20 protein-coding genes are annotated in these 19,793 nt (G+C 39.0%); 17 read left to right on the forward strand and 3 right to left on the reverse strand.

The features are described from left to right. The first annotated feature begins 6 nt into the window (after positions 1-6). The 11 genes from CDZ88_RS02335 to CDZ88_RS02385 all read left to right on the forward strand — a co-directional run bounded on the left by CDZ88_RS02335 (position 7) and on the right by CDZ88_RS02385 (position 12,648). The gene (locus CDZ88_RS02335) at positions 7-939 is read left to right on the forward strand and encodes a peptidase U32 family protein (RefSeq protein WP_100372011.1); all 933 of its coding nucleotides are present in this window, start codon (positions 7-9) and stop codon (positions 937-939) included. Between the two features lie 14 nt (positions 940-953). Beyond that, on the forward strand, positions 954-2,216 hold the full coding sequence (locus CDZ88_RS02340) for a peptidase U32 family protein (protein ID WP_100372012.1): 1,263 nt from the start codon (positions 954-956) through the stop codon (positions 2,214-2,216). Further along, positions 2,216-2,851 carry a uridine kinase gene (udk, locus tag CDZ88_RS02345; protein WP_100372013.1) on the forward strand — a complete coding sequence of 212 codons (636 nt, stop codon included), beginning with the start codon at positions 2,216-2,218 and terminating at the stop codon, positions 2,849-2,851. Before CDZ88_RS02340 ends, udk begins: the two co-directional genes overlap by 1 nt. Before the next feature lie 122 nt (positions 2,852-2,973). After that, positions 2,974-3,450 carry a transcription elongation factor GreA gene (gene greA, locus CDZ88_RS02350; protein WP_100372014.1) on the forward strand — a complete coding sequence of 159 codons (477 nt, stop codon included), beginning with the start codon at positions 2,974-2,976 and terminating at the stop codon, positions 3,448-3,450. Positions 3,451-3,561: 111 nt separating this feature from the next. Continuing rightward, positions 3,562-3,942, forward strand: a complete 381-nt coding sequence (locus CDZ88_RS02355) for a GntR family transcriptional regulator (RefSeq protein ID WP_157796438.1) — start codon at positions 3,562-3,564, stop codon at positions 3,940-3,942. Beyond that, positions 3,939-4,781 carry an ATP-binding cassette domain-containing protein gene (locus CDZ88_RS02360; protein WP_100372016.1) on the forward strand — a complete coding sequence of 281 codons (843 nt, stop codon included), beginning with the start codon at positions 3,939-3,941 and terminating at the stop codon, positions 4,779-4,781. The genes CDZ88_RS02355 and CDZ88_RS02360 overlap by 4 nt, the downstream gene beginning before the upstream one ends. Then, positions 4,759-5,940 (forward strand): ABC-2 transporter permease, encoded by a 1,182-nt coding sequence (locus CDZ88_RS02365; protein WP_100372017.1) that lies wholly within the window; start codon positions 4,759-4,761, stop codon positions 5,938-5,940. The genes CDZ88_RS02360 and CDZ88_RS02365 overlap by 23 nt, the downstream gene beginning before the upstream one ends. A 76-nt stretch (positions 5,941-6,016) precedes the next feature. Beyond that, positions 6,017-6,622, forward strand: a complete 606-nt coding sequence (locus tag CDZ88_RS02370; protein ID WP_100372018.1) for a YrrS family protein — start codon at positions 6,017-6,019, stop codon at positions 6,620-6,622. Positions 6,623-7,123: 501 nt separating this feature from the next. Next, a complete protein-coding gene (locus CDZ88_RS02375) occupies positions 7,124-8,491 on the forward strand; it encodes an MFS transporter (RefSeq protein ID WP_100372019.1) in 1,368 nt (455 codons plus the stop codon). A gap of 162 nt (positions 8,492-8,653) precedes the next feature. Then, complete coding sequence (locus CDZ88_RS02380; protein WP_100372020.1) at positions 8,654-11,848, forward strand: DEAD/DEAH box helicase; 3,195 nt, start codon at positions 8,654-8,656, stop codon at positions 11,846-11,848. A gap of 146 nt (positions 11,849-11,994) precedes the next feature. Next, on the forward strand, positions 11,995-12,648 hold the full coding sequence (locus CDZ88_RS02385; protein WP_100372021.1) for a hypothetical protein: 654 nt from the start codon (positions 11,995-11,997) through the stop codon (positions 12,646-12,648). A 23-nt stretch (positions 12,649-12,671) separates the two neighbouring features. Here CDZ88_RS02385 and CDZ88_RS02390 read toward each other — a convergent pair whose 3' ends face one another. After that, positions 12,672-13,649, reverse strand: a complete 978-nt coding sequence (locus tag CDZ88_RS02390; protein ID WP_100372022.1) for a hypothetical protein — start codon at positions 13,647-13,649, stop codon at positions 12,672-12,674. Positions 13,650-13,792: 143 nt separating this feature from the next. Between CDZ88_RS02390 and CDZ88_RS02395 the strand changes: the two genes are divergently transcribed. The 4 genes from CDZ88_RS02395 to CDZ88_RS02410 all read left to right on the forward strand — a co-directional run bounded on the left by CDZ88_RS02395 (position 13,793) and on the right by CDZ88_RS02410 (position 16,863). Then, positions 13,793-14,101, forward strand: coding sequence for a transposase (locus tag CDZ88_RS02395; protein WP_100372023.1), 309 nt, complete (start codon positions 13,793-13,795; stop codon positions 14,099-14,101). A 122-nt stretch (positions 14,102-14,223) separates the two neighbouring features. Beyond that, on the forward strand, positions 14,224-14,526 hold the full coding sequence (locus CDZ88_RS02400; protein WP_100372024.1) for a hypothetical protein: 303 nt from the start codon (positions 14,224-14,226) through the stop codon (positions 14,524-14,526). 390 nt (positions 14,527-14,916) lie between these two features. Next, on the forward strand, positions 14,917-16,029 hold the full coding sequence (locus CDZ88_RS02405) for a nicotinate phosphoribosyltransferase (RefSeq protein ID WP_100372025.1): 1,113 nt from the start codon (positions 14,917-14,919) through the stop codon (positions 16,027-16,029). A gap of 114 nt (positions 16,030-16,143) precedes the next feature. Further along, positions 16,144-16,863 carry a YebC/PmpR family DNA-binding transcriptional regulator gene (locus CDZ88_RS02410; RefSeq protein WP_100372026.1) on the forward strand — a complete coding sequence of 240 codons (720 nt, stop codon included), beginning with the start codon at positions 16,144-16,146 and terminating at the stop codon, positions 16,861-16,863. 42 nt (positions 16,864-16,905) lie between these two features. Here CDZ88_RS02410 and CDZ88_RS02415 read toward each other — a convergent pair whose 3' ends face one another. Both CDZ88_RS02415 and CDZ88_RS02420 read right to left on the reverse strand, forming a co-directional pair. Next, on the reverse strand, positions 16,906-17,481 hold the full coding sequence (locus tag CDZ88_RS02415; RefSeq protein WP_100372027.1) for a LytS/YhcK type 5TM receptor domain-containing protein: 576 nt from the start codon (positions 17,479-17,481) through the stop codon (positions 16,906-16,908). A 188-nt stretch (positions 17,482-17,669) separates the two neighbouring features. Continuing rightward, the gene (locus CDZ88_RS02420) at positions 17,670-18,056 is read right to left on the reverse strand and encodes an SET domain-containing protein (protein ID WP_100372028.1); all 387 of its coding nucleotides are present in this window, start codon (positions 18,054-18,056) and stop codon (positions 17,670-17,672) included. Between the two features lie 324 nt (positions 18,057-18,380). Here CDZ88_RS02420 and CDZ88_RS02425 point away from each other — a divergent pair, with 324 nt between their 5' ends. Beyond that, positions 18,381-18,773, forward strand: a complete 393-nt coding sequence (locus CDZ88_RS02425; protein ID WP_100372029.1) for a (2Fe-2S) ferredoxin domain-containing protein — start codon at positions 18,381-18,383, stop codon at positions 18,771-18,773. Positions 18,774-18,790: 17 nt separating this feature from the next. Continuing rightward, the gene (locus tag CDZ88_RS02430) at positions 18,791-19,780 is read left to right on the forward strand and encodes a CobW family GTP-binding protein (RefSeq protein WP_100372030.1); all 990 of its coding nucleotides are present in this window, start codon (positions 18,791-18,793) and stop codon (positions 19,778-19,780) included. The last annotated feature ends 13 nt before the right edge of the window (positions 19,781-19,793 follow it).

Genomic DNA, 19,793 nt, shown 5'->3' on the forward strand with positions numbered 1-19,793 from the left:
GAGGACATGAGTAAAAAGCCTGAATTGCTTGTTACACCTAAAGATATACAAGCAGTAGAGCGATTACTACATGCAGGAGCAGATGCATTAATCATTGGTGAACAACGTTACGGACTACGTTTACCAGGTGAATTTACAAGAGAAGATATTCAAGCAGCAACAGAGCTTGCTCATAAAGTAGGGAAAAAAGTGTATGTCGCAATGAATGCACTCTTTCATAATGACAGAGTGGGAGAGTTAGCGGACTATATTGCTTTCTTACGTGATACAGGTGTGGATGCGATTGTCTTTGGTGACCCAGCGGTTCTAATGACAGTGCGAGAAGTAGCACCAGATATGAAGCTACATTGGAATACAGAAACAACAGCAACGAACTGGTTTACAGCTAATTATTGGGGCCGTAAAGGAGCAAAGCGTGCCGTCTTGGCTCGTGAGCTTAATATGGATTCCATTGTTGAAATCAAAGAAGAAGCAGAAGTTGAGATTGAAGTTCAAGTACATGGGATGACGTGTATGTTCCAATCTAAGCGCACGCTTATCGGAAACTATATGAAGTTCCAAGGGAAAAACTTAGCTGTAGAGCGTACAGATCAATCTCGCAACATGTTGTTATTTGATGAGGAACGTAATGCAAAATACCCTATTTTCGAAGATGAAAATGGAACTCATATTATGAGCCCGAATGACATTGCGATCATTGACGAATTAGAAGAAATGATTGATGCAGGTGTTGATAGCTTTAAGATTGAAGGCATCTTAAAATCAACGGATTATATGGAGAAAGTCGTGAAACTTTACCGTGAAGCGATTGACTTATGTGTGGATGAACGTGAGACATATGAAGAGAAGAAAGACGAGTTACTTGAACAAGTGGAAGCCGTACAACCTGAAGATCGCAAGCTTGATACAGGGTTCTTCTTTAAAGAGACGGTTTATTAAGGAGGGGAAAATAGATGCAAAACATTGCAGAACGGACGAAAGAAGGCAAGCGTATTATTGTAAAGAAGCCTGAACTTCTTTCTCCTGCTGGTAGTTTAGATAAACTTAAAATCGCTGTTCATTACGGGGCAGATGCTGTCTATATTGGTGGTCGTGAATTTGGCTTACGTTCGAGTGCAGATAACTTCTCGATTGATGAAATGCGTGAAGGGGTTCAATTTGCTAGTAAGTACGGTGCGAAGGTGTATGTAACAACAAACATCTATGCTCACAACGAGAACATGGATGGACTAGATGAATACTTACGTGATCTTCAAGATGTCGGCGTGACAGGGATTATCGTTGCCGATCCGTTAATCATTGAAACGTGCAAACGAGTGGCACCGAAAGTTGAGGTTCATTTAAGTACGCAACAATCTTTATCCAACTGGCTTTCTGTGAAGTATTGGAAAGAAGAAGGGCTACATCGTGTCGTTTTAGCACGTGAAGTTAGTCTTGAAGAGATGCTTGAGATGAAGAAGAATGTAGATATCGAGATTGAAACATTCGTACATGGCGCGATGTGTATTTCTTACTCAGGTCGTTGTGTGTTAAGTAACCACATGACAGCACGTGACTCCAACCGTGGTGGCTGTTGTCAGTCTTGTCGCTGGGACTATGATTTATATGAAACAAATGAAAGTGGCGAGAAGGCACTATTTAATCCTGATGATGCAGCGTACACGATGAGCCCGAAAGATTTAAATCTTGTTCAGGCGATTCCTAAGCTTATTGAGGCAGGAATTGATAGCTTAAAAGTAGAAGGACGTATGAAGTCGATTCACTATGTAGCAACGGTTACAAGTGTGTATCGTAAAGTGATTGATGCGTATTGTGCGGACCCTGAGAACTTTGTGATCGATAAAGCATGGTTAGATGAACTGGAGAAATGCGCGAACCGCGATTTCGCTCCACAGTTTTTTGAAGGCGAACCAACGTTTAAAGAGCAAATGTACGGAAGACACGGCAAGCTTACAAAGTTTGACTTTGCAGGTCTTGTGCTTGATTATGATGCAGATACAAGCATCGTAACTTTGCAACAGCGAAACCATTTCAAGCCTGGTGATGAGATTGAATTTTTTGGTCCAGAGATTGATAACTTTGTCCAAAAAGTAGATAAAATATGGAATGAAGACGGAGAAGAGCTTGATGCAGCGAGACATCCATTAGAGATTGTTCGAATCAAAGTAGACAAGCCCGTTTATCGACAGAATATGATGCGTAAAGAGGTAAGATAATGCTAAAAAAACCGATCATAATAGGTGTGGCGGGTGGAACGGGTTCTGGTAAAACCACTGTCGCAAAAGAAATTTTCCAACAGTTTAATGAGCAATCAATTGTTCTTATTGAACAAGATGCGTATTACAAAGATCAAAGTCACTTAGCGTATGAAGATCGTCTTCAAACAAATTACGATCATCCCTTTGCTTTTGACAATGATCTGTTATTAGAGCACTTACAAATGCTTTCTCGTGGGGAAGGCATCAATAAGCCGATCTATGACTACAAGCAGCATACACGCGCATCTGACGTGATCGAGATTGACCCTAAAGATGTCATCATTGTCGAAGGCATTCTCATTTTAGAAGATAAGCGTCTTCGTGATATGATGGACATTAAGCTATTTGTCGATACCGACGCTGACCTTCGCATCATTCGTCGCTTAGTTCGTGACATTCAAGAGCGTGGTCGTTCGATTGAATCAGTTATTGATCAATACACGACAGTTGTTCGTCCAATGCACCTTCAATTTATCGAACCGACGAAGCGTTATGCAGATGTTATTGTCCCTGAAGGTGGGCAGAATCGTGTCGCAATTGATCTAATGGTGACAAAAATACGCGCAATTATTGAAGAAAAAGTCATTTTGTAATAGCATAAGGAAAGCGAGGTCATAGAACCTTGCTTCTTTTTCTACATACGTATAGAATTTCTTTACTTTGATGGGAATACTATATACAACAGATACTGGAGATAGACGAGGAGTGAAAGTCAATGGCAGAAGAAAAAAAGCATTATATGACTGAAGATGGTAAACGTAAACTAGAGGATGAATTAGAATTCCTAAAAACCGAGCGACGTAAAGAGGTCGTTGAGCGTATAAAAATCGCACGTAGCTTCGGAGATCTTTCAGAGAACTCTGAGTACGATTCGGCAAAAGAAGAGCAAGCTTTCGTTGAAGGACGTATTGCACAACTAGAGAAAATGATTCGTAGCGCAGTCATGATTGAAGAGGAAGTAAGTTCTTCTAACATTGTTTCTTTAGGGAAACGCGTAAAATTCATCGAGCTTCCTGATGGAGATGAAGAAGAATACACAATTGTTGGTAGTGCAGAATCTGATCCTGCTGAAGGCAAGATCTCAAACGACTCACCAATGGCTCAAAGCCTGCTCGGTCGTTCAATTAATGATCAAGTAACAGTAAACACACCATCGGGTGAAATGAAACTTAAGATTACAGGTATTAACTAATATAATTCTGAGAATCGTCCTACAATGTAGGGCGATTTTTTATTTTGTCTATCTTTCCCAATTATTATGGTATACTGTGTATAAACAGTATATACAGAGTGGGTGAAGGCATTGTGGATACATTTGGATTCAGATCACGACGATCCCCTTTATCAACAAGTGAAACGGCAAATCATCGAACAGATTGTATCTGGAGAACTAATAACAAATAAAGAGCTACCCTCAATCCGTAAATTAGCGATGGACGCCCGAACGAGTGTCATTACAATCAAACGGGCGTACACCGAGCTTGAACAAGAAGGCTTTATTTACACACGAAAAGGAATAGGTTCCTTTGTGAAAGAAAGTGGTGAAGGTGATAGAAAAGAAATGGTAAAAGCGCACATAGTCGCACAGCTAGAAGACATATGGAAAGAAGGTATAGATAAGGGGTTGTCAGCTGACGATCTAAAGCAAATCTATCATCAATTTAAAAAGGGGAATATGCGATGAGCGATGTAGCATTACAAACAAATCAACTTACTAAGAACTATACAGACTTTACATTAGGACCTCTTAATATTTCGATTCCTAAAGGCTATATCACTGGATTTATCGGGAAAAATGGAGCTGGCAAAACGACATTGTTTAAAGAAATCTCAGCTCATTTTCCGAAGAGTGATTACGTAACTTATCACGAATTAGTAAAAAATGTCATGTATGTCTCAGAGAAAGAACAGATGTATGCAGATTTTAAAGTGAGAGACGCATTAGAACTCGTAGCGTCGCTATATCCTGAGTGGGATGAGATGAAACAGACGAGTTTATTAAAGAAATGGAGCATAAATGAGGACACAAGGATCGAACAACTCTCAAAAGGAATGGCGATGAAGTTAAATATGATTTATGCCTTGTGCTCCCAGCCTGATGTGCTGCTTCTTGATGAACCAACATCAGGACTTGATCCTGTTGCTAGGCTGCAATTATTAAAAGAGTGTCAGGAGTTTATGTTGAATGATGAGAGAACGGTATGTATGTCATCTCATATTTCAGCAGATTTAGAAGACATTGCAGACTATCTCGTGTTTTTAAAAGATGGCGAGATCTATTTACATGGAGAAAAAGAACAGTTAAAGGAAGATTTTAAATACTTTCAAGCGCCTCCAACAACGATATTCAACCATGCAGATGTAATTGGGTATGTGAAGTCAGCGACTGGATACACAGGAGTAGTGATGAGTCACGAACAAGATAACATCGAAGGAGCTTTGTTTAGAAGACCAACCCTTGATGAGATCTTGTATTATGTAGTAGAAGGGGGAGGGATAGATGAAGACATTAATCAAACGTGATCTGCTAGCCACGAAGACGCTATGGTTATCAGTATTAATCGTGTGTATTCTCTCTCAAGTAGTCATTTATTTCTTAGTGAGGGGAGCCTCCATATACGAATTAGAACAAATCGACGCAATCAAGTGGTTTACATTATTTATTATTTCATACGGAGTGATCACCCAGTTATATAAACGAGAATCTTATTCGGGATTCATTGAACGTCTGATGGAGTCGCCAGTTAGTGCTAGGAAGATCATTTTTTCAAGGTATGGAGCAATTTTTATCATTCATGGTACTTTGACCGTTAGTTTTGTCACATTGTTTTATTTCTTTGTTTGGTTGAATGGCTTGCCTGTTTCTTATGTGCGTTTAACAGAAGGCTTATTCATCACAACGTCCTTGCTTTTATTTGTGGTTGTATTCTATACGCTCATGTCATTTGGCTATAGTGAACGTGTTGCTAGTCGATGCATGAAACTATTCTGGATAGGACTATTTATTTATTTTTTCTTTGGAGTTAGTTTTATAGGAAATGATCGTTTTATGATTCATTTTATAACATATATTAGCTATTTTTTCTTGTGTGCATTGGTTTTAGTATTGATTGGTTCCTATTTAACAATATATATGATCGGTTTAAAGAGAAGAAATCAACTGGATAAGAAGCCAGTTATATTCTTTATAGGTTTGTTCCTCTTACTTATAGCTACTAGTGGAGTAGTGGTAGAAAAGTATGTAGAATTACGGTATAGTCCCGAAGTTGATCTGAAATCTGTTAGCATAAATGAAGGAGTGCAAGCTGATCTCATTGTTGAGCGAAAAGGGATTGAAGTTGATGCGACACTTGTCACAACCGTATATATTCCGCGAAATGTACCGATTCATCAACTTCATCAATTACGAGTAGCCTTTCAAACGGAAGATGACCTAGGCCAGCACACATATACGTATCCCCCTACAACTACTTCAGTAAAAGGGGCCGGTTATCAAATTCGAGTGTTTAAAGACATGAGAATGACCTGGGAAGAATATCAGGCATTAGTGAACGGGGAGACGGTGGAGCATTATCAATTATTGTTGCAAACCGAATGGAACTATGTGGATACACCGAATGTCGAAGATGCACTGATTATTGATCTTTCTTCAGACAATTGGAAAGTATTAGACCATCATTAGTATTAATCAACAGTCGCCTTTTTATTATAGTTTTTGTATAATACTATTCATAGATAAAGTGTAAGGAGTGGGTCAGATGGCTGGAACACGGTTTGATTATCGAAAGAAAAAACGCACAGATACAATTGTAAATGTAGCAATTGGATTAGTAATTGTCTTGATTATCATCTTTAGCGCGCTAATCTTCTTAGGCTCAAACGATTCAGAAGATGTCGCTCTAGACATAGGTGAAGAAACGGAAGAGAGTGTAGAGACGGATTCAGAAGAGTCAACAGTGCCGGATCCAATCGGTGACTCAGAGCCAGCAGAATCCGATGAAGAGGGAACGGAAGATGAAGCTTTAACAGAAGATGAAGAAGGCACAGAAGATGACGAGTTAGAGACGGTTCCAGACGGAGAGTGGGAGCCAGTAGGAACAAATCAATCTGGTGAATTCTCACATGACTTTACTCGTGGTGGCACGAACTGGAATGAAATGGAGCGTGCCCTTCGCTATGCAGCAGGACTTGGTGATGACATGATCTTATGGCGTATTGAAAACAACGGTTCAACGTCAGCTATTGGAACTGTCAGTGCCCCAGATCAACAAAGCAACCCTTACCGCATTCAGATTGATTGGGTAGACGGACAGGGATGGATGCCAGTCACGAAAGAACAATTATCAAGCAATCCCTATCGCTAAACAGTAGGGGCTGAGACATAAAAGAAGTGATTAACTTAGAATCCAAATAATGTGCAAATTTAGCGGAGTATATTTCAGGAACGGCTAGATTTCACCGCTTATTAATTGTTTGGATTCTCGTTAGTTAAATCACTTCTGTCTCAGCCTCTTTAATTTTTTTGGAAAAAACCAATTATTTCCTGTTTATATTATTAATTTTGAGGGAAGTTACCTGTAAGGACATAGTAAAAGAGAGGATGGTAAACATGTTAAGAACGATCTTAATGATTATTGGTGCAATTGTTGTTGTAAGTTTAATTATGTCACTGATCTAATACTATCTTATTTCATTCTGAATGACTCCTTCGCAATCGTAAAGGAGTCATTTTCTGTTTGGAAATAAATTTTAGTTCCCTCTTTAATTATCTGAATTTTATGTATATAATACTTACATACTGAGTGGTTAGTATTTACGCATATTAAAAAGGATATTTGCAAGCTTATATAAGAGGGGGATATGAGATGTTAGAGGCGAAGCACTATAAAGTGATTGAAGAGGTGGAAAAACCAGGTAATAAAGAAATGATGAATTATGGTCTTGGTTTCTTCGGTATTATTTTAGTTTGGACGTTAGTCGGTTCTTTTTTAACTTTTTATTATACAGATATTGTAGGGATTTCTGCTACTGTTGTTGGAACATTAATGCTTGTGGCAAGATTGTTTGATGGAATTACTGATATTAGTATGGGGACGATTGTCGACAGGACAAAGTCTAAGCATGGCAAGGCTCGACCGTGGATCATTTGGATGTCGGTTCCTCTAGCAATTTCAACGGTCCTCTTATTCTCTGTGCCAGATATTGGTACAACTGGGAAGATTGTTTACGCTTATGCCACGTACATCTTATTGATTTTAGTGTACACGGGGATCTCAATTCCTTATAAAACGTTACTTGGTTTGATGACACAAGATCAACAAGGTCGTTCGATGATCAATGTGTATACGGGTGTATTCACCATGTCTAGTACCCTTCTTGTGATGATCTTAGCACAACCCATCGCTTCTGCTATTGGTGGAAGGCTCGGCTGGTTGGTCGTTGCGGTCTTTAGTGGGGTGATTATTGTGGCTACTAGTATGATTGCTTTTCGTTCGACGAAAGAGCGCGTTCAGTCACAAAGCGAATCCAAAAAAGATGATATTCCGTTGAAACTTGGGCTAAAGGCCTTGCTGACAAATAAATACTGGCTTATCATCACCACGTATTGTGTGGTTACGTACACAGTGAATGCATTATTAACAGGAGCCGGTCTTTTTTATGCAATCTATGTGTTAGGTAGTGGAGGGTTATTTTCGTTAATTAGCTTGGCTCTTTTTATTCCAAGTATCATCTGTTTTTTCTTTATTGCTAAATTGATCAAGAGATTTGGTAAACGAAACATTGCACTTACCGTATCGCTAATCGCTGTCATTGGTCCGATTGTGAAGTTGATTGACCCAAGCAATACTACAATCTTCTTAACCGGCACGATGATTCAAGGATTTAGTCTAATCCCAGTCTTGACGCTCCTTTATGCGATGATTAACGACACCAATGAATATGGAGAATGGAAGAACGGCTTCAGAACAGAAGGATTAATAAATAGTGCAGCGAGCTTTGGCATGAAAGTTGGAACGGGAATTGGTGGCGCCTTGATTGGATGGCTACTTGGCTTTGGAGGATATGTCGGCGCGGCCGCTGTACAAACGGAGTTGGCGATAACGATGATTATTACGCTCAATATCTACTTGCCACTTGCTTTATGTTTACTACAAGTATTATTAATGTGGATGTATAAGCTCGATCGTCAGTACCCAATTATTTTGGCAGAACTTAAACAACGAAAAGCTTAAAGAGAATTATCAGACGTGTGCATTTTCTTCCTCATCATAGGTAAGGTTGTAAGGCTGCGGGATTTTGATACGCAGCCTTATTTGTTATGCGGTAATTAAAAGTTGGATATGCTAAACTATAAAGATAATTTAGATACATAAGGTGATAGGGAGGGAGCAAGGTTGAATTTACTTTCCGACTTTAGCATTAGACAATTAGCTTCAAGCTACGCTGTGTATCAACGTGGCATGGATTACTATCTTAGAGGTGCTGTTAAAGATATACAGTATGACACGTTAATAGAGAGCTATTATGCAGATGTACTAGGCGGTGAATTATACGATGTCGAAGTCTACGTAACTGATGCAGGAGAAATAGAATACGGATGTGATTGTCGAGCCTCTTTTGAGTATCCTGGAGCTTGTAAGCATGTCATTGCTACCCTGCTTGAAATGGAAAGTCGCCACATTGAACTGAGACCAAATGTAGTTGAAAGAATGAGTGAGAGTACGCTATTGACTCAAATGAAATCGATTCAGCGTTGGAAGCAGCCAGTGTTGCAAAAAAAGAGTCTACTAAATGTTGAGTTTGAATTAAGTATTGAATTAGGTTCGTGGTCATTTAGCCACTATGTACATAAGTTTTTACTCAGTATGCGAGTGGGCGAGAATCGTTTATATGTGGTCAAGGACATGTATGCTTTCTTACAAGCGATAAAAGAGAGTCAGTCGTTTGTGTTTACGAATAATTTCTCTTATCACCCAGATCATCATCAGTTTGAAAAAAATGATGAGGCGATCTTTGATATAATTTATAAACTTCTTGCTGTGGAAGAGTTGAATACAAGACATACATACGGCCATAAAAAAACAAAGCGTCATTTAACCGTCCCGAATGTTTACCTGCATCAATTGATTGACCTTTTAGCTACTCAAGATACAAAATTAATAACAGGTAGTTCTCATCTGCAGAAAAAAGATTTAGTCGTTGAGCCATTTGAAAAAGGAACCGAGTTGTTTCAATTTGCGATTGTACAAGAGCGTGACATGGTTCTGCTTCATAGTGATTTAACGCCTGGAGTGATACTTGCCGATGACGATCTCCGTTGCGTCATTAAAGAAGATACGATTTATAAATTAACTGATGAACAAGCGAAGACATTAGATATTATCGGTAGTCAATATGAAAAAGATGAGCCGATGGATTTTATCCCGATGGAGCAACTTGAATCGTTTTGTTCTGAGGTGTTACCGGTGTTGCCGCAATATGGTGTCGTGACGATTGAGGACAAGCTTCAAGAAAAGATTGATCGTAAACCACTTCAAGCATCACTAAAAATCGATTATGAAAATGAAGAACTGACTGTTCATGTAACGTTTAGATACGGACAAATCGTGAGAAATCCATTTGCAGAAAATCAATCAGCTCCAGATCAGCTCATTATTGTACGCGATGTGGAAAAAGAACAACGAATCCTGCAAACGTTGTATGTGCATGACTATGAAATTCGTGACGACAAACTCGTGTTGGATCGGATGGATGAAATTCTCGATTTTTTATATGAAGAACTACAAAGCTTAAAGCCCTATGCAGATATCTTTTTAACAAGTGAAGCGAAGCGTTTACTATTTCAACCAGCATCAACGCCGTCTGTTTCGGTTGATGTTGAAGGAGAGTCGAACTGGCTAGACGTTAATTTTTCGATTGAAGGCATCTCTGATAAGGAGATTGTCGACGTCCTTCGCGCACTCTATTCTAAGAAAAAGTACCACCGCTTATCTAGTGGAGCCTTTATTCCACTTGAAGAAGACCAGTACCAATCCGTGTCGAAAGTTGTTCAATCATTAGGCGCATCAGTAAAAGAATTTAAGAAATCAATGAATGTCCCCCTTCATAAAGCCTTCGCTCTAGATGAAGGTCAAGCAGGGTTGAAATTTTCTAAGAAATTGCATCAATTAATGAAGAATGTTCAGACGCCTGAATTCAGTGACTGGACGATACCTAGTGGGTTAGATGCGACTTTAAGAAATTATCAAGAAGTAGGCTTTAAATGGATGCACACGTTGGCTAAAGCGGGGCTAGGAGGAATTTTGGCTGATGATATGGGGCTCGGGAAAACACTACAAACAATCACCCATCTCCAAGCTGAGCATGAATCAACGACAAAAGGCACGTCACTTGTCGTCGCGCCCGCTTCTGTTATTTATAACTGGGAAAAAGAATTAAAACGATTTGCGCCACATTTAGAAGTAGCTGTCATTGCAGGTGCAAGAGCAGACCGTGACCAGACACGTATAGAAGCCAGTCAAGCCGATGTATGGATTACTTCATATCCTCTCATGCAACGGGATTATGAAGCGTATGAAGGCATGGTGTTTGAAACATTGATTCTAGACGAGGCACAAGCGATAAAGAATGAACAAGCGAAAACGACGAAAGCCATTCGAACAGTCGAAGCAAAAAGTCGTTTTGCCCTTAGTGGTACACCGATTGAAAACCGTCTCGATGAACTGTTTTCGATGGTACAAACGATTTTACCTGGATTATTTGGAACGAAGAAACAATTCAGAGAACGTTCTCATGAAGAGCTCGCTAAACGAATTCGTCCGTTTTTGTTACGACGCATGAAAAAAGAAGTATTAACAGAGCTTCCAGATAAAATGGAGTCTGTTCAATATACTGATCTACTTCCAGAACAGAAAAAGTACTATTTGGCTCAAGTGAAACAATTAAAAGAAGATGTGGATCAAGCGATTCATGCTGATCAATTCCAGAAGAAACGAATTGAAATTTTAGCAGGATTAACGAAGCTTAGGCAACTATGCTGCCATCCAAGGCTCGTGCTAGATGATGAAAACGTTGAGTCAGGAAAATTGACGAGGCTCTTAGAGTACGTGGAAGAAGGCTTGAGTTCAGGCCAAAGAATGGTCATCTTCTCGCAATTTACTTCCATGCTTGCGATTATGAAAGATGAATTTATTAGTCGTGGCTGGGATTTCTTCTACCTAGATGGTCAAACGGCAGCGAAAGATCGTCTCAGCCTTGCTGACCAGTTTAACAGTGGAGAAAAGAGCTTGTTCCTTGTCTCGTTAAAAGCAGGAGGAACCGGGTTAAATTTAACAGGTGGGGATACAGTTATCTTATATGATACGTGGTGGAATCCTGCGATTGAAGAACAAGCAGCAGACCGCGTTTATCGATTTGGTCAAACGAAAAATGTCCAAGTGATTAAGTTGATCGCTAATGGCACGATCGAAGAAAAAATCTTAGCCCTACACGAGAAGAAAAAAGCCCTTGTTGATGCGGTCATTCAACCAGGAGAACAACAAATTTCTTCGTTATCCGTCGAGGAGATCAAAGAATTGCTTGCGTTTTAAGATCTATTCACCTTGCCCAACATGGAGCAAGGTGTTTTTATTAGCAATGCACGAAGATCTAAAAGGTGTTTGCATGCAAAAAAAGGAAATCAACAATCTTTACAGAAGAGAGTAGGAATATAAAAGGTGGACAAGGAGGGTTTTTATTGTCGCGAAATCTATTAACCATTGCCATTGTTGTAGGTGTGCTACTTGTAGGGACCATTGGGTACTACTACATTGCGATCGACTCCTCGCAGCCAGAAGAAGTAGCTTCTACCCTTGAAGAGGAGGACGAAATAGACGAAAACGTGGAACCTCAGGCAGCATCAGTTGACGATTCTACACAAGATGGCAACGAGTCTCAACAAGCCTTAGATTTTATCATCACATTACAATACGATGAGTATGAAACGAATATCGCATATCAAGAAGGGCAAGAAGAAAAAGTGAAACGAGTTATTGCGGATTCTCACTCCTATTTAAATGAATTAACAGGCTGGGGAAGAGCGGAAAGTATTGATTTAGATGAATTAATGAATGAATCGAAATGGAGCGAACTAAGCGAGGATATTAACTGGCTCACTCATGAGGGCTTAGCTGATTCTAATGCGTTGAATGATATGAAGAATGCAAGGGCGTTTATGTATGTAATCGAATCTGGTGACAGAATGTCCTTACGTTATTTACATCGTATTTTTCATGACTTAGACATTGCCCTAAATGACACTGATGTTGAACGAGTGTGGGAAGTGACTCATGCTTTTGGGAAAGAGTCTAAGCAAAATGAATTGTACAAGTATCTTCGTGGAACTCAGTAAAAACAAGCAGGAATAGCCATTGGCTATTCCTGCTTGTTTTTCTGTTTATAGTAATCTCGTTCTAATTTGTAGATTTGTCTTCTAATAGCATTCCAATCTTCGTTACCAAGGGATGCTTTACGTAATTTTTGTGTGAACTTATCCAGTGCTTCCATATCAATATCCTCGTTGTTTTCTAACTTGTGCCTCATTTCTTGAATGTTATCTTCAATCTGCTGTAGTTCATGATCCCATGAGAAATAAAAATCTACAGGTTTCATTTCCTCTGATAGAATGTGCTTCACTTCACATACCTCTTGCTTTGGTCCGGTGATGGAAATATCAGTGGCATGTACGGTAATCGAGACGTCCTTTTTTTCAAGTGATGCGGTCACATATTTCATCTTCTTCGCGATCTTAAAGTTAAAGATGTGTTCAAGTACATAGGATAGCATCATGAAATTAACCCAAACGATTTTTTTAGGGTCGTGAATTTTTGTATCAATCTCGTGCCTAGACAATGTGTCCTGAACCTCTTGTAACACATTATCATATCTTCCTTTACGGATCATAACCGCAAATTGTTGCTGGGAGTGCATTTTAATGATGTGTGGAAGCTTAATAATTGGGATGAGCACAAGTAAGATCATTGACATCGTACCGAGGATCATTGTGTAAGGATACCCCATAAACACTTGTTTAAGTTTGGAATGATCTGGGTCTCTATTCCTCAACTTCGTTGAAATATACCCATTAATCAATGGGATGACAATGATTAATATAATCGATGCAATACGGACGATTGTATCATCATCTGGCATAAGCGGAATAAAGGTGTCAGCTAGATCTGGAAAGACCGTTGTGACAAGAATATACATCCAATATAAAGAGATAAGGCCCATAAAACTAACTTTAGAATCATCTTGAGAAGGAATTCGGCCAAAAAACGTTAATGTAGCCATACTGAAGACTTTACTAAGTAACTTTGCAATGCCTGTGAGAAAAATTCGAAAATAAGGCAAAATTTTCACCTGCTCCGTAGATTATTAAGTGTACAACCCTTACCATACCCTTGTTCTGGCAAGTTAAACAGAACGAACTGACTAAGGTTAGAAAAATGTGGCTAAGCTGATATGACGTAATCTAGTAAAGTAGGTGAACAAAGATGAATGTGTTGATAGGGGCAGGGATTGTACTTGTGCCCATTTTTATGGTTGTCATCGATCGATTTTGGTCTGTGAGTCGTCTTACGTTTCACAGTCTCGCTTTTGGGTCACTTATCGTCTTCGGATATATATCAGCAACTGCTATCTATGCGATTTTACGAGATCATGAAGTGTTTATGACGAGCATTCATGGGATTTTCTTAGAACCGCTATTCTTGATATCGGGAGCATACATTGGCTGGTATGCATTGTTTGTCGTTTTACGTCATACAATTATTGCATATGAGGCGTGGAAGAAGAGCAACTGAGAAATCAGCTGCTTTTTTGTTTTGTTGTTTTTTCAAAAGATAAAGGATTCTAAACGGTAGGTATGGAATATAGTTAAGTATAGATTAATATAGCTAAAAAGCTCGGAACGTGGGAGGTAAGTATGGATATTAATTATGCATCAAAACAGTTTATTCTTTATTCGAATGAGGGACATACCAATTCACAAGCAGATGATCGTTCGTTATGTAAAGAAATTGCAAAAGATAAGGAATTGCTTAATTTATGTGTTCGCAATAGCGAAGAAATGACACCTCCATATTTCTTAGACGCCGTCAATCAATTAATGGATCAACGAGATCAACCACTATCTGATAATTATGATCGATTCAAAGACTTTTGCTTCCTTTATCAAGAAGAACTTGAGATCTTATTACAGCAGGAAACGAACAAAAGAAGGAATTAGCCGAATAATTAAATGAACTCGTAGCGAACGCTTAAGGCAACATAAATCGCATCTTACTTCTTACTAGTAGGGTGCTTCTTCTTATTACCTGGGTAAAGAAAAGGGTCTACTAGAAAGAAGGATTAAAGGAGGCAGCCAATGCAAGAAGAGAAGCGGAAAGCGTATTGGCAAGGATTAGTATGGGGGTTGATTGTCGTATTAGTTATCAGTGTCTGGACGATTCTAAAGTGAAAAAAGACTAGTTTAACCAAGTTGAAAACTAAAGCATTACTCGACAGGCTTCTACTTTTAAGAGGATTAATGGTATATTTATTATACGTGAAAAAATCGGTGAATGATGTTTGAAGATGGTATACATGGTTTCACCTTTTATTAGATGGAGGCTGTTCGATGAAAAAAGAAATTGAAATGAAGATGAACGGGGAGTTAGAAAGGTTAACAAACCGCACATTTAAATTTGATCAACGCATTCATGAAGGCTGGTACTCAGCGGTTTATTTTCTGAAAACAAAAGAAATCGCCAAGAAGTACAAGAAGGATAAAATCGTCACAATGCAATTTTTTCAAAAGGAAGAAGCTGTATTATGTGGGATTGATGAAGCAATTGCTCTTATCCATACATTTGCAGAAGATCCTGAAGACCTAGAAGTTTATGCGCTTCATGATGGGGATAAAATTAAACCTTTTGAAACGGTCTTAACCGTGCGTGGGCCATATCATAAATTCGGGAACCTTGAAGGCATTATAGATGGAATTTTAGCTAGAAGAACGAGTGTCGCAACGAATGTTTTTCGTGTCGTCTCAGCAGCTAAGAACAAGCGAGTTATCTTTATGGGCGATCGTGATGATCATTTCAGCAATCAGGCTGGTGATGGCTACGCAGCGTTTATCGGTGGTATGTCTGCCCAAGCAACACATGCAATGAATGAATGGTGGGGAGAGAAAGGTCTTGGCACGATGCCACATGCATTAATTCAATTATTTAATGGCGATGTGGTTGAAGCATCCAAAGCTTATTACGAAACCTATCCAGATGACGATCTCATCGCACTAGTTGACTACAACAATGATGTCATTACAGATTCATTAAACGTAGCGAGGGAATTTGGAGAAACCTTAAAGGGAGTTCGAGTCGATACATCACGTACGATGATTGATCAATACTTCATACGTAATCAACAAATCCTTGGAAGCTTTGACCCTCGTGGTGTTAATATTCCTCTCGTCCATGCTTTGCGTGATGCTTTGAACAAAGAAGGCTATCACCATGTACAAATTGTCGTGAGTGGTGGATTCTCAGCTGATCGAATTCGTGAATTTGAGCGAAGTGATGCACCTGTTGATGTGTATGGAGTTGGTGGAAGTTTATTGAAGCTGTCAATTGGATTCACAGGTGATAATGTCTTACTTGATGATGAACCCGAAGCAAAAGCAGGCAGACGAATGAATCCGAACCCGCGTCTAAAACAAGTCGAATACATCAACACACTCCCTGAACTTTAAGGGAGTGTGTTTTCTTGGTGCTTTCATTCAAGGATAAAACCTTTAAGGTCAAGAAGCTGATGATGTATAATAGATAAAGGATCAGAAACCTATAATCGAAAGTGAGTGTTCAAAATGGGTCGTAAATGGAATAATATTAAAGAGAAGAAAGCAGCAAAAGATAAAAATACGAGTCGGATTTATGCGAAGTTCGGAACAGAAATTTACGTCGTAGCCAAACAAGGGGAGCCTGATCCAGAATCGAACCAGGCGTTAAAGTTCGTCCTTGAACGTGCGAAAACATATAATGTTCCAAAGCACATCATCGAGCGCGCGATTGAAAAAGCAAAAGGTGGAGCGGAAGCGAACTTTGATGAGCTTCGCTACGAAGGATTCGGACCAAACGGATCAATGATCATTGTCGATGCCCTCACAAACAATGTCAATCGAACAGCGGCTGAAGTTCGTGCAGCGTTTTCGAAAAACGGAGGAAATATGGGTGTGAATGGTTCAGTCGCTTACATGTTTGATGAAACGGCTGTCATTGGTGTGGAAGGAAAAACTTCTGATGAAGCACTAGAATTATTAATGGAAGCGGATGTCGATGTTCGTGATATTTTAGAAGAAGATGAGGTTATCATTACATATGCCGACCCAGATCAATTCCACGCCGTCCTAGAAGCCTACAAGCAAGCAGGAATTGAGGAGTTCACAGTCGCTGAAATTACGATGCTCGCACAAAGTGAAGTCGAGCTTGGTGAAAAAGATCTAGAACAGTTTGAACAAATCATTGATACATTAGAAGAGTTAGAAGATGTCCAACGAGTGCATCATAATGTGGATATAGGAGAATAATATGACCGGTTAACAAGCCTCATCCTTCGATGAGGCTTGTTTTCATCTGGTCGGCACCGTTCTTAATGTAAGCAAGAGTATAATGACGGCCGAAATAAAGAGGGTACCAATGGTTTGAATCGTAGCGATAATTGCTGTTGTCTGAAAGAATTCGATCGTCAGTGACGTGAAAAAGAAACTTAAGGCCGATATGTAGAGAACCACATGAATAAAGGCAACCCCTGAGGCCAGCAAGGCTTTTTTGTGTGGTGCTAGTGCAAGAAACGTTGTATGTAAAAAAGGAACCGTAACGAGAGCTAAACTTGATATCAGTAAGGATGGTAGCCAACCAGGTCCACCAATGATAAATCGAACGATATTCAAAAGGATGTATAGTGGAATGGCAATGAAAAACCCTCCATATAAGCTCGCTATAATAAAGGGGATGTAGCGTAAGTCAAAGATAAATCCATTCCCTATTGGTATAGGAAAGAGCATACAGAAGATGATCGCGAGCCCACTGATAAAAACCAAGATGACTCGATTCCAGCTGTTTGTCTGTTTGTATTCAGTAATTAATAAATAGAATAACGCAAAAAAAAGTAAAAATAATATATTGGATAGTAAGGTTTCCTCCATACAGTTCCCCCCTTTCGATTCATATGCTCAAGTAATGATGGTGAGGCTAAATAATTAGCTTTTATTCTACCATCAATCTTTTGTCATGCCTACTAAAGTCCGTCTTCTGTTCACTTCATGACACATATATTGAATTCAACTTTAAAAAAGCATGAAACGAAGTGAGAATCTTCGTTTCATGCTCGGTTCTATTCTTCCTTGTCCTTCATGAACCATAAAGGTGTGTCGTCATCGACTTCACCATTGTAATTAATTAAAATCTCTTCGCCGGCTTTTATGTCACGGTAAGCATAATAATCAAATGTATGCTGCTCGAAGTTAATTTCATAGATGGTATTCGGGGTGTAAGAGTGGTTAATTAAACTACCATAGCCTAGTACAAGCGCCGTATGGTTCTTTCCGTATTCATAAACATAGTCCGATAACGTGGTTTCCTCTATGAGAATATGTTCAATAATAGGGCACGGTATCACAGGAGCTTCGTGAATTATCGTTCCTTTTGGAATATCTTCTGTAGCGAATACTCCTCTATTAAATTCCCCATCACTGATGGTCGAGTTCATTATTTTTATCATGGATGTCACCTTCGCGATCTTTAAATAGATAATTGACGTTCCATTTAATCTTGACAGCAGTGAACGAAGAAAGCAACTGGAATTTCTAAGCGGCTAAAAAAGCGTCACGCGAAAGTCAGTTTGTTAATTAAGTTTTGCCATTTATGATAAATCACATGTACTTCATAATCTCATTTTTTAAAGAATCTTTCATTGACAGTCTTTCTAATTTACCTCTATAATCGTAATCGTTACGATTTACTTAGTAATTCATTGTATAGATAAAAAATAAGTGGACATAAATAGGTTTTAAATCGTAATTATTACGTTTTGTGGAGGTCTATAATGGCAACGTGGGATTTAAGTGAGATGAAGCATCATTTATTGTTATGTAATGGGGGAAGTTGTAATAATTGGGGCGCAGAGGAGTTAACTCAAGCGATTCGAAAAGAAATATCAAAAAGGAATCTAGATGACGCTATTCATACGACACGAACTCGTTGTACTGGAAGATGCAATGATCGCTGTGTTGCTATTGTTTACCCATCTGGTAATTGGTATAAGGATTTAAGGCCTGAAGATGCTAATCAATTTGTTAATTCACTTGTTTTACAGCGCGATTTAACAGGTAAGGTAAGTCATACATTTACAGGAGAAGGGTTCGAGAGAGAAGAGGGTGTCTCTCCAGGAATTCCAAAAGACCGTGAAAAAGTAAAAAGAGTATCAAAGCAGTACTAAGAAAGGAACGTGATGAAATGGTATTTGCCAAAGCGAAGAAGATACCAGTAACGATATTAACAGGCTATTTAGGAGCTGGAAAAACAACACTACTTAATCGAATTTTAACTGAAAAACATAATAAAAAAGTGGCAGTCATTGTTAATGAATTTGGGGAAGTAGGAATTGATAACCAATTAGTAGTGGATTCCGAAGAAGAAATTGTTGAAATGAATAACGGTTGTATTTGCTGCACCGTTCGAGGTGATTTAATAAAGATTCTTCGCACATTGCATTATTCTATGGAGCAAGATCAAGTTCATTTTGACCAAGTTATCATTGAAACTACCGGACTTGCCGATCCGGCTCCTGTTGCCCAAACCTTTTTTGTTGATGAAGTGTTGCGAGATGTATTTGAGGTCGATAGCATTGTTACCGTAGTCGATAGCTTGCATATCGCTAAGCACTTGCATAAAAAGGACGAAGCCCAAGAACAAATCGCCTTTGCCGATGTTATTGTCTTTAACAAGACAGACTTAATCAATGAGAAAGAGTTAAAGAGGATTGAGGCGCGTGTTAGTCAGATGAACCCTACAGCAAAACGCCTTTATTCAGAGAACTGTGAAATTAACTTGAAAGATGTTTTAGATATTCATAGCTTTAATGTCGATCATAAATTATATGTAAATCCCCACTTTTTAGAAGATCATCATCATCATGACCATGATGACCGTGTATCATCAGTTTCATTTCAAGAAGAGCGACCATTGGATATGCAAAAAGTAGATAGATGGATAAGTTATCTAGTCCAAGAAAAAGGAGAAGATCTTTTACGGTATAAAGGCATCCTACATGTGAAAGATATGCAAGAACGTATAGTCTTCCAAGGGTTGCACATGTTGTTTACTGGTAAACCTGATCGCAAGTGGCAAGTTGGTGAGACGAAGAAAACGGAACTTGTCTTTATTGGACGTAATTTAGATAAATTAGCACTTGAGAAACAATTTAAGGAATGTATCGTGAGTTAAGAAGTAGGTTGCG

It is taken from the genome of Bacillus sp. FJAT-45037 (genome assembly GCF_002797325.1).
Taxonomy (GTDB): Bacteria; Bacillota; Bacilli; order Bacillales; family Bacillaceae_D; genus Alkalihalophilus.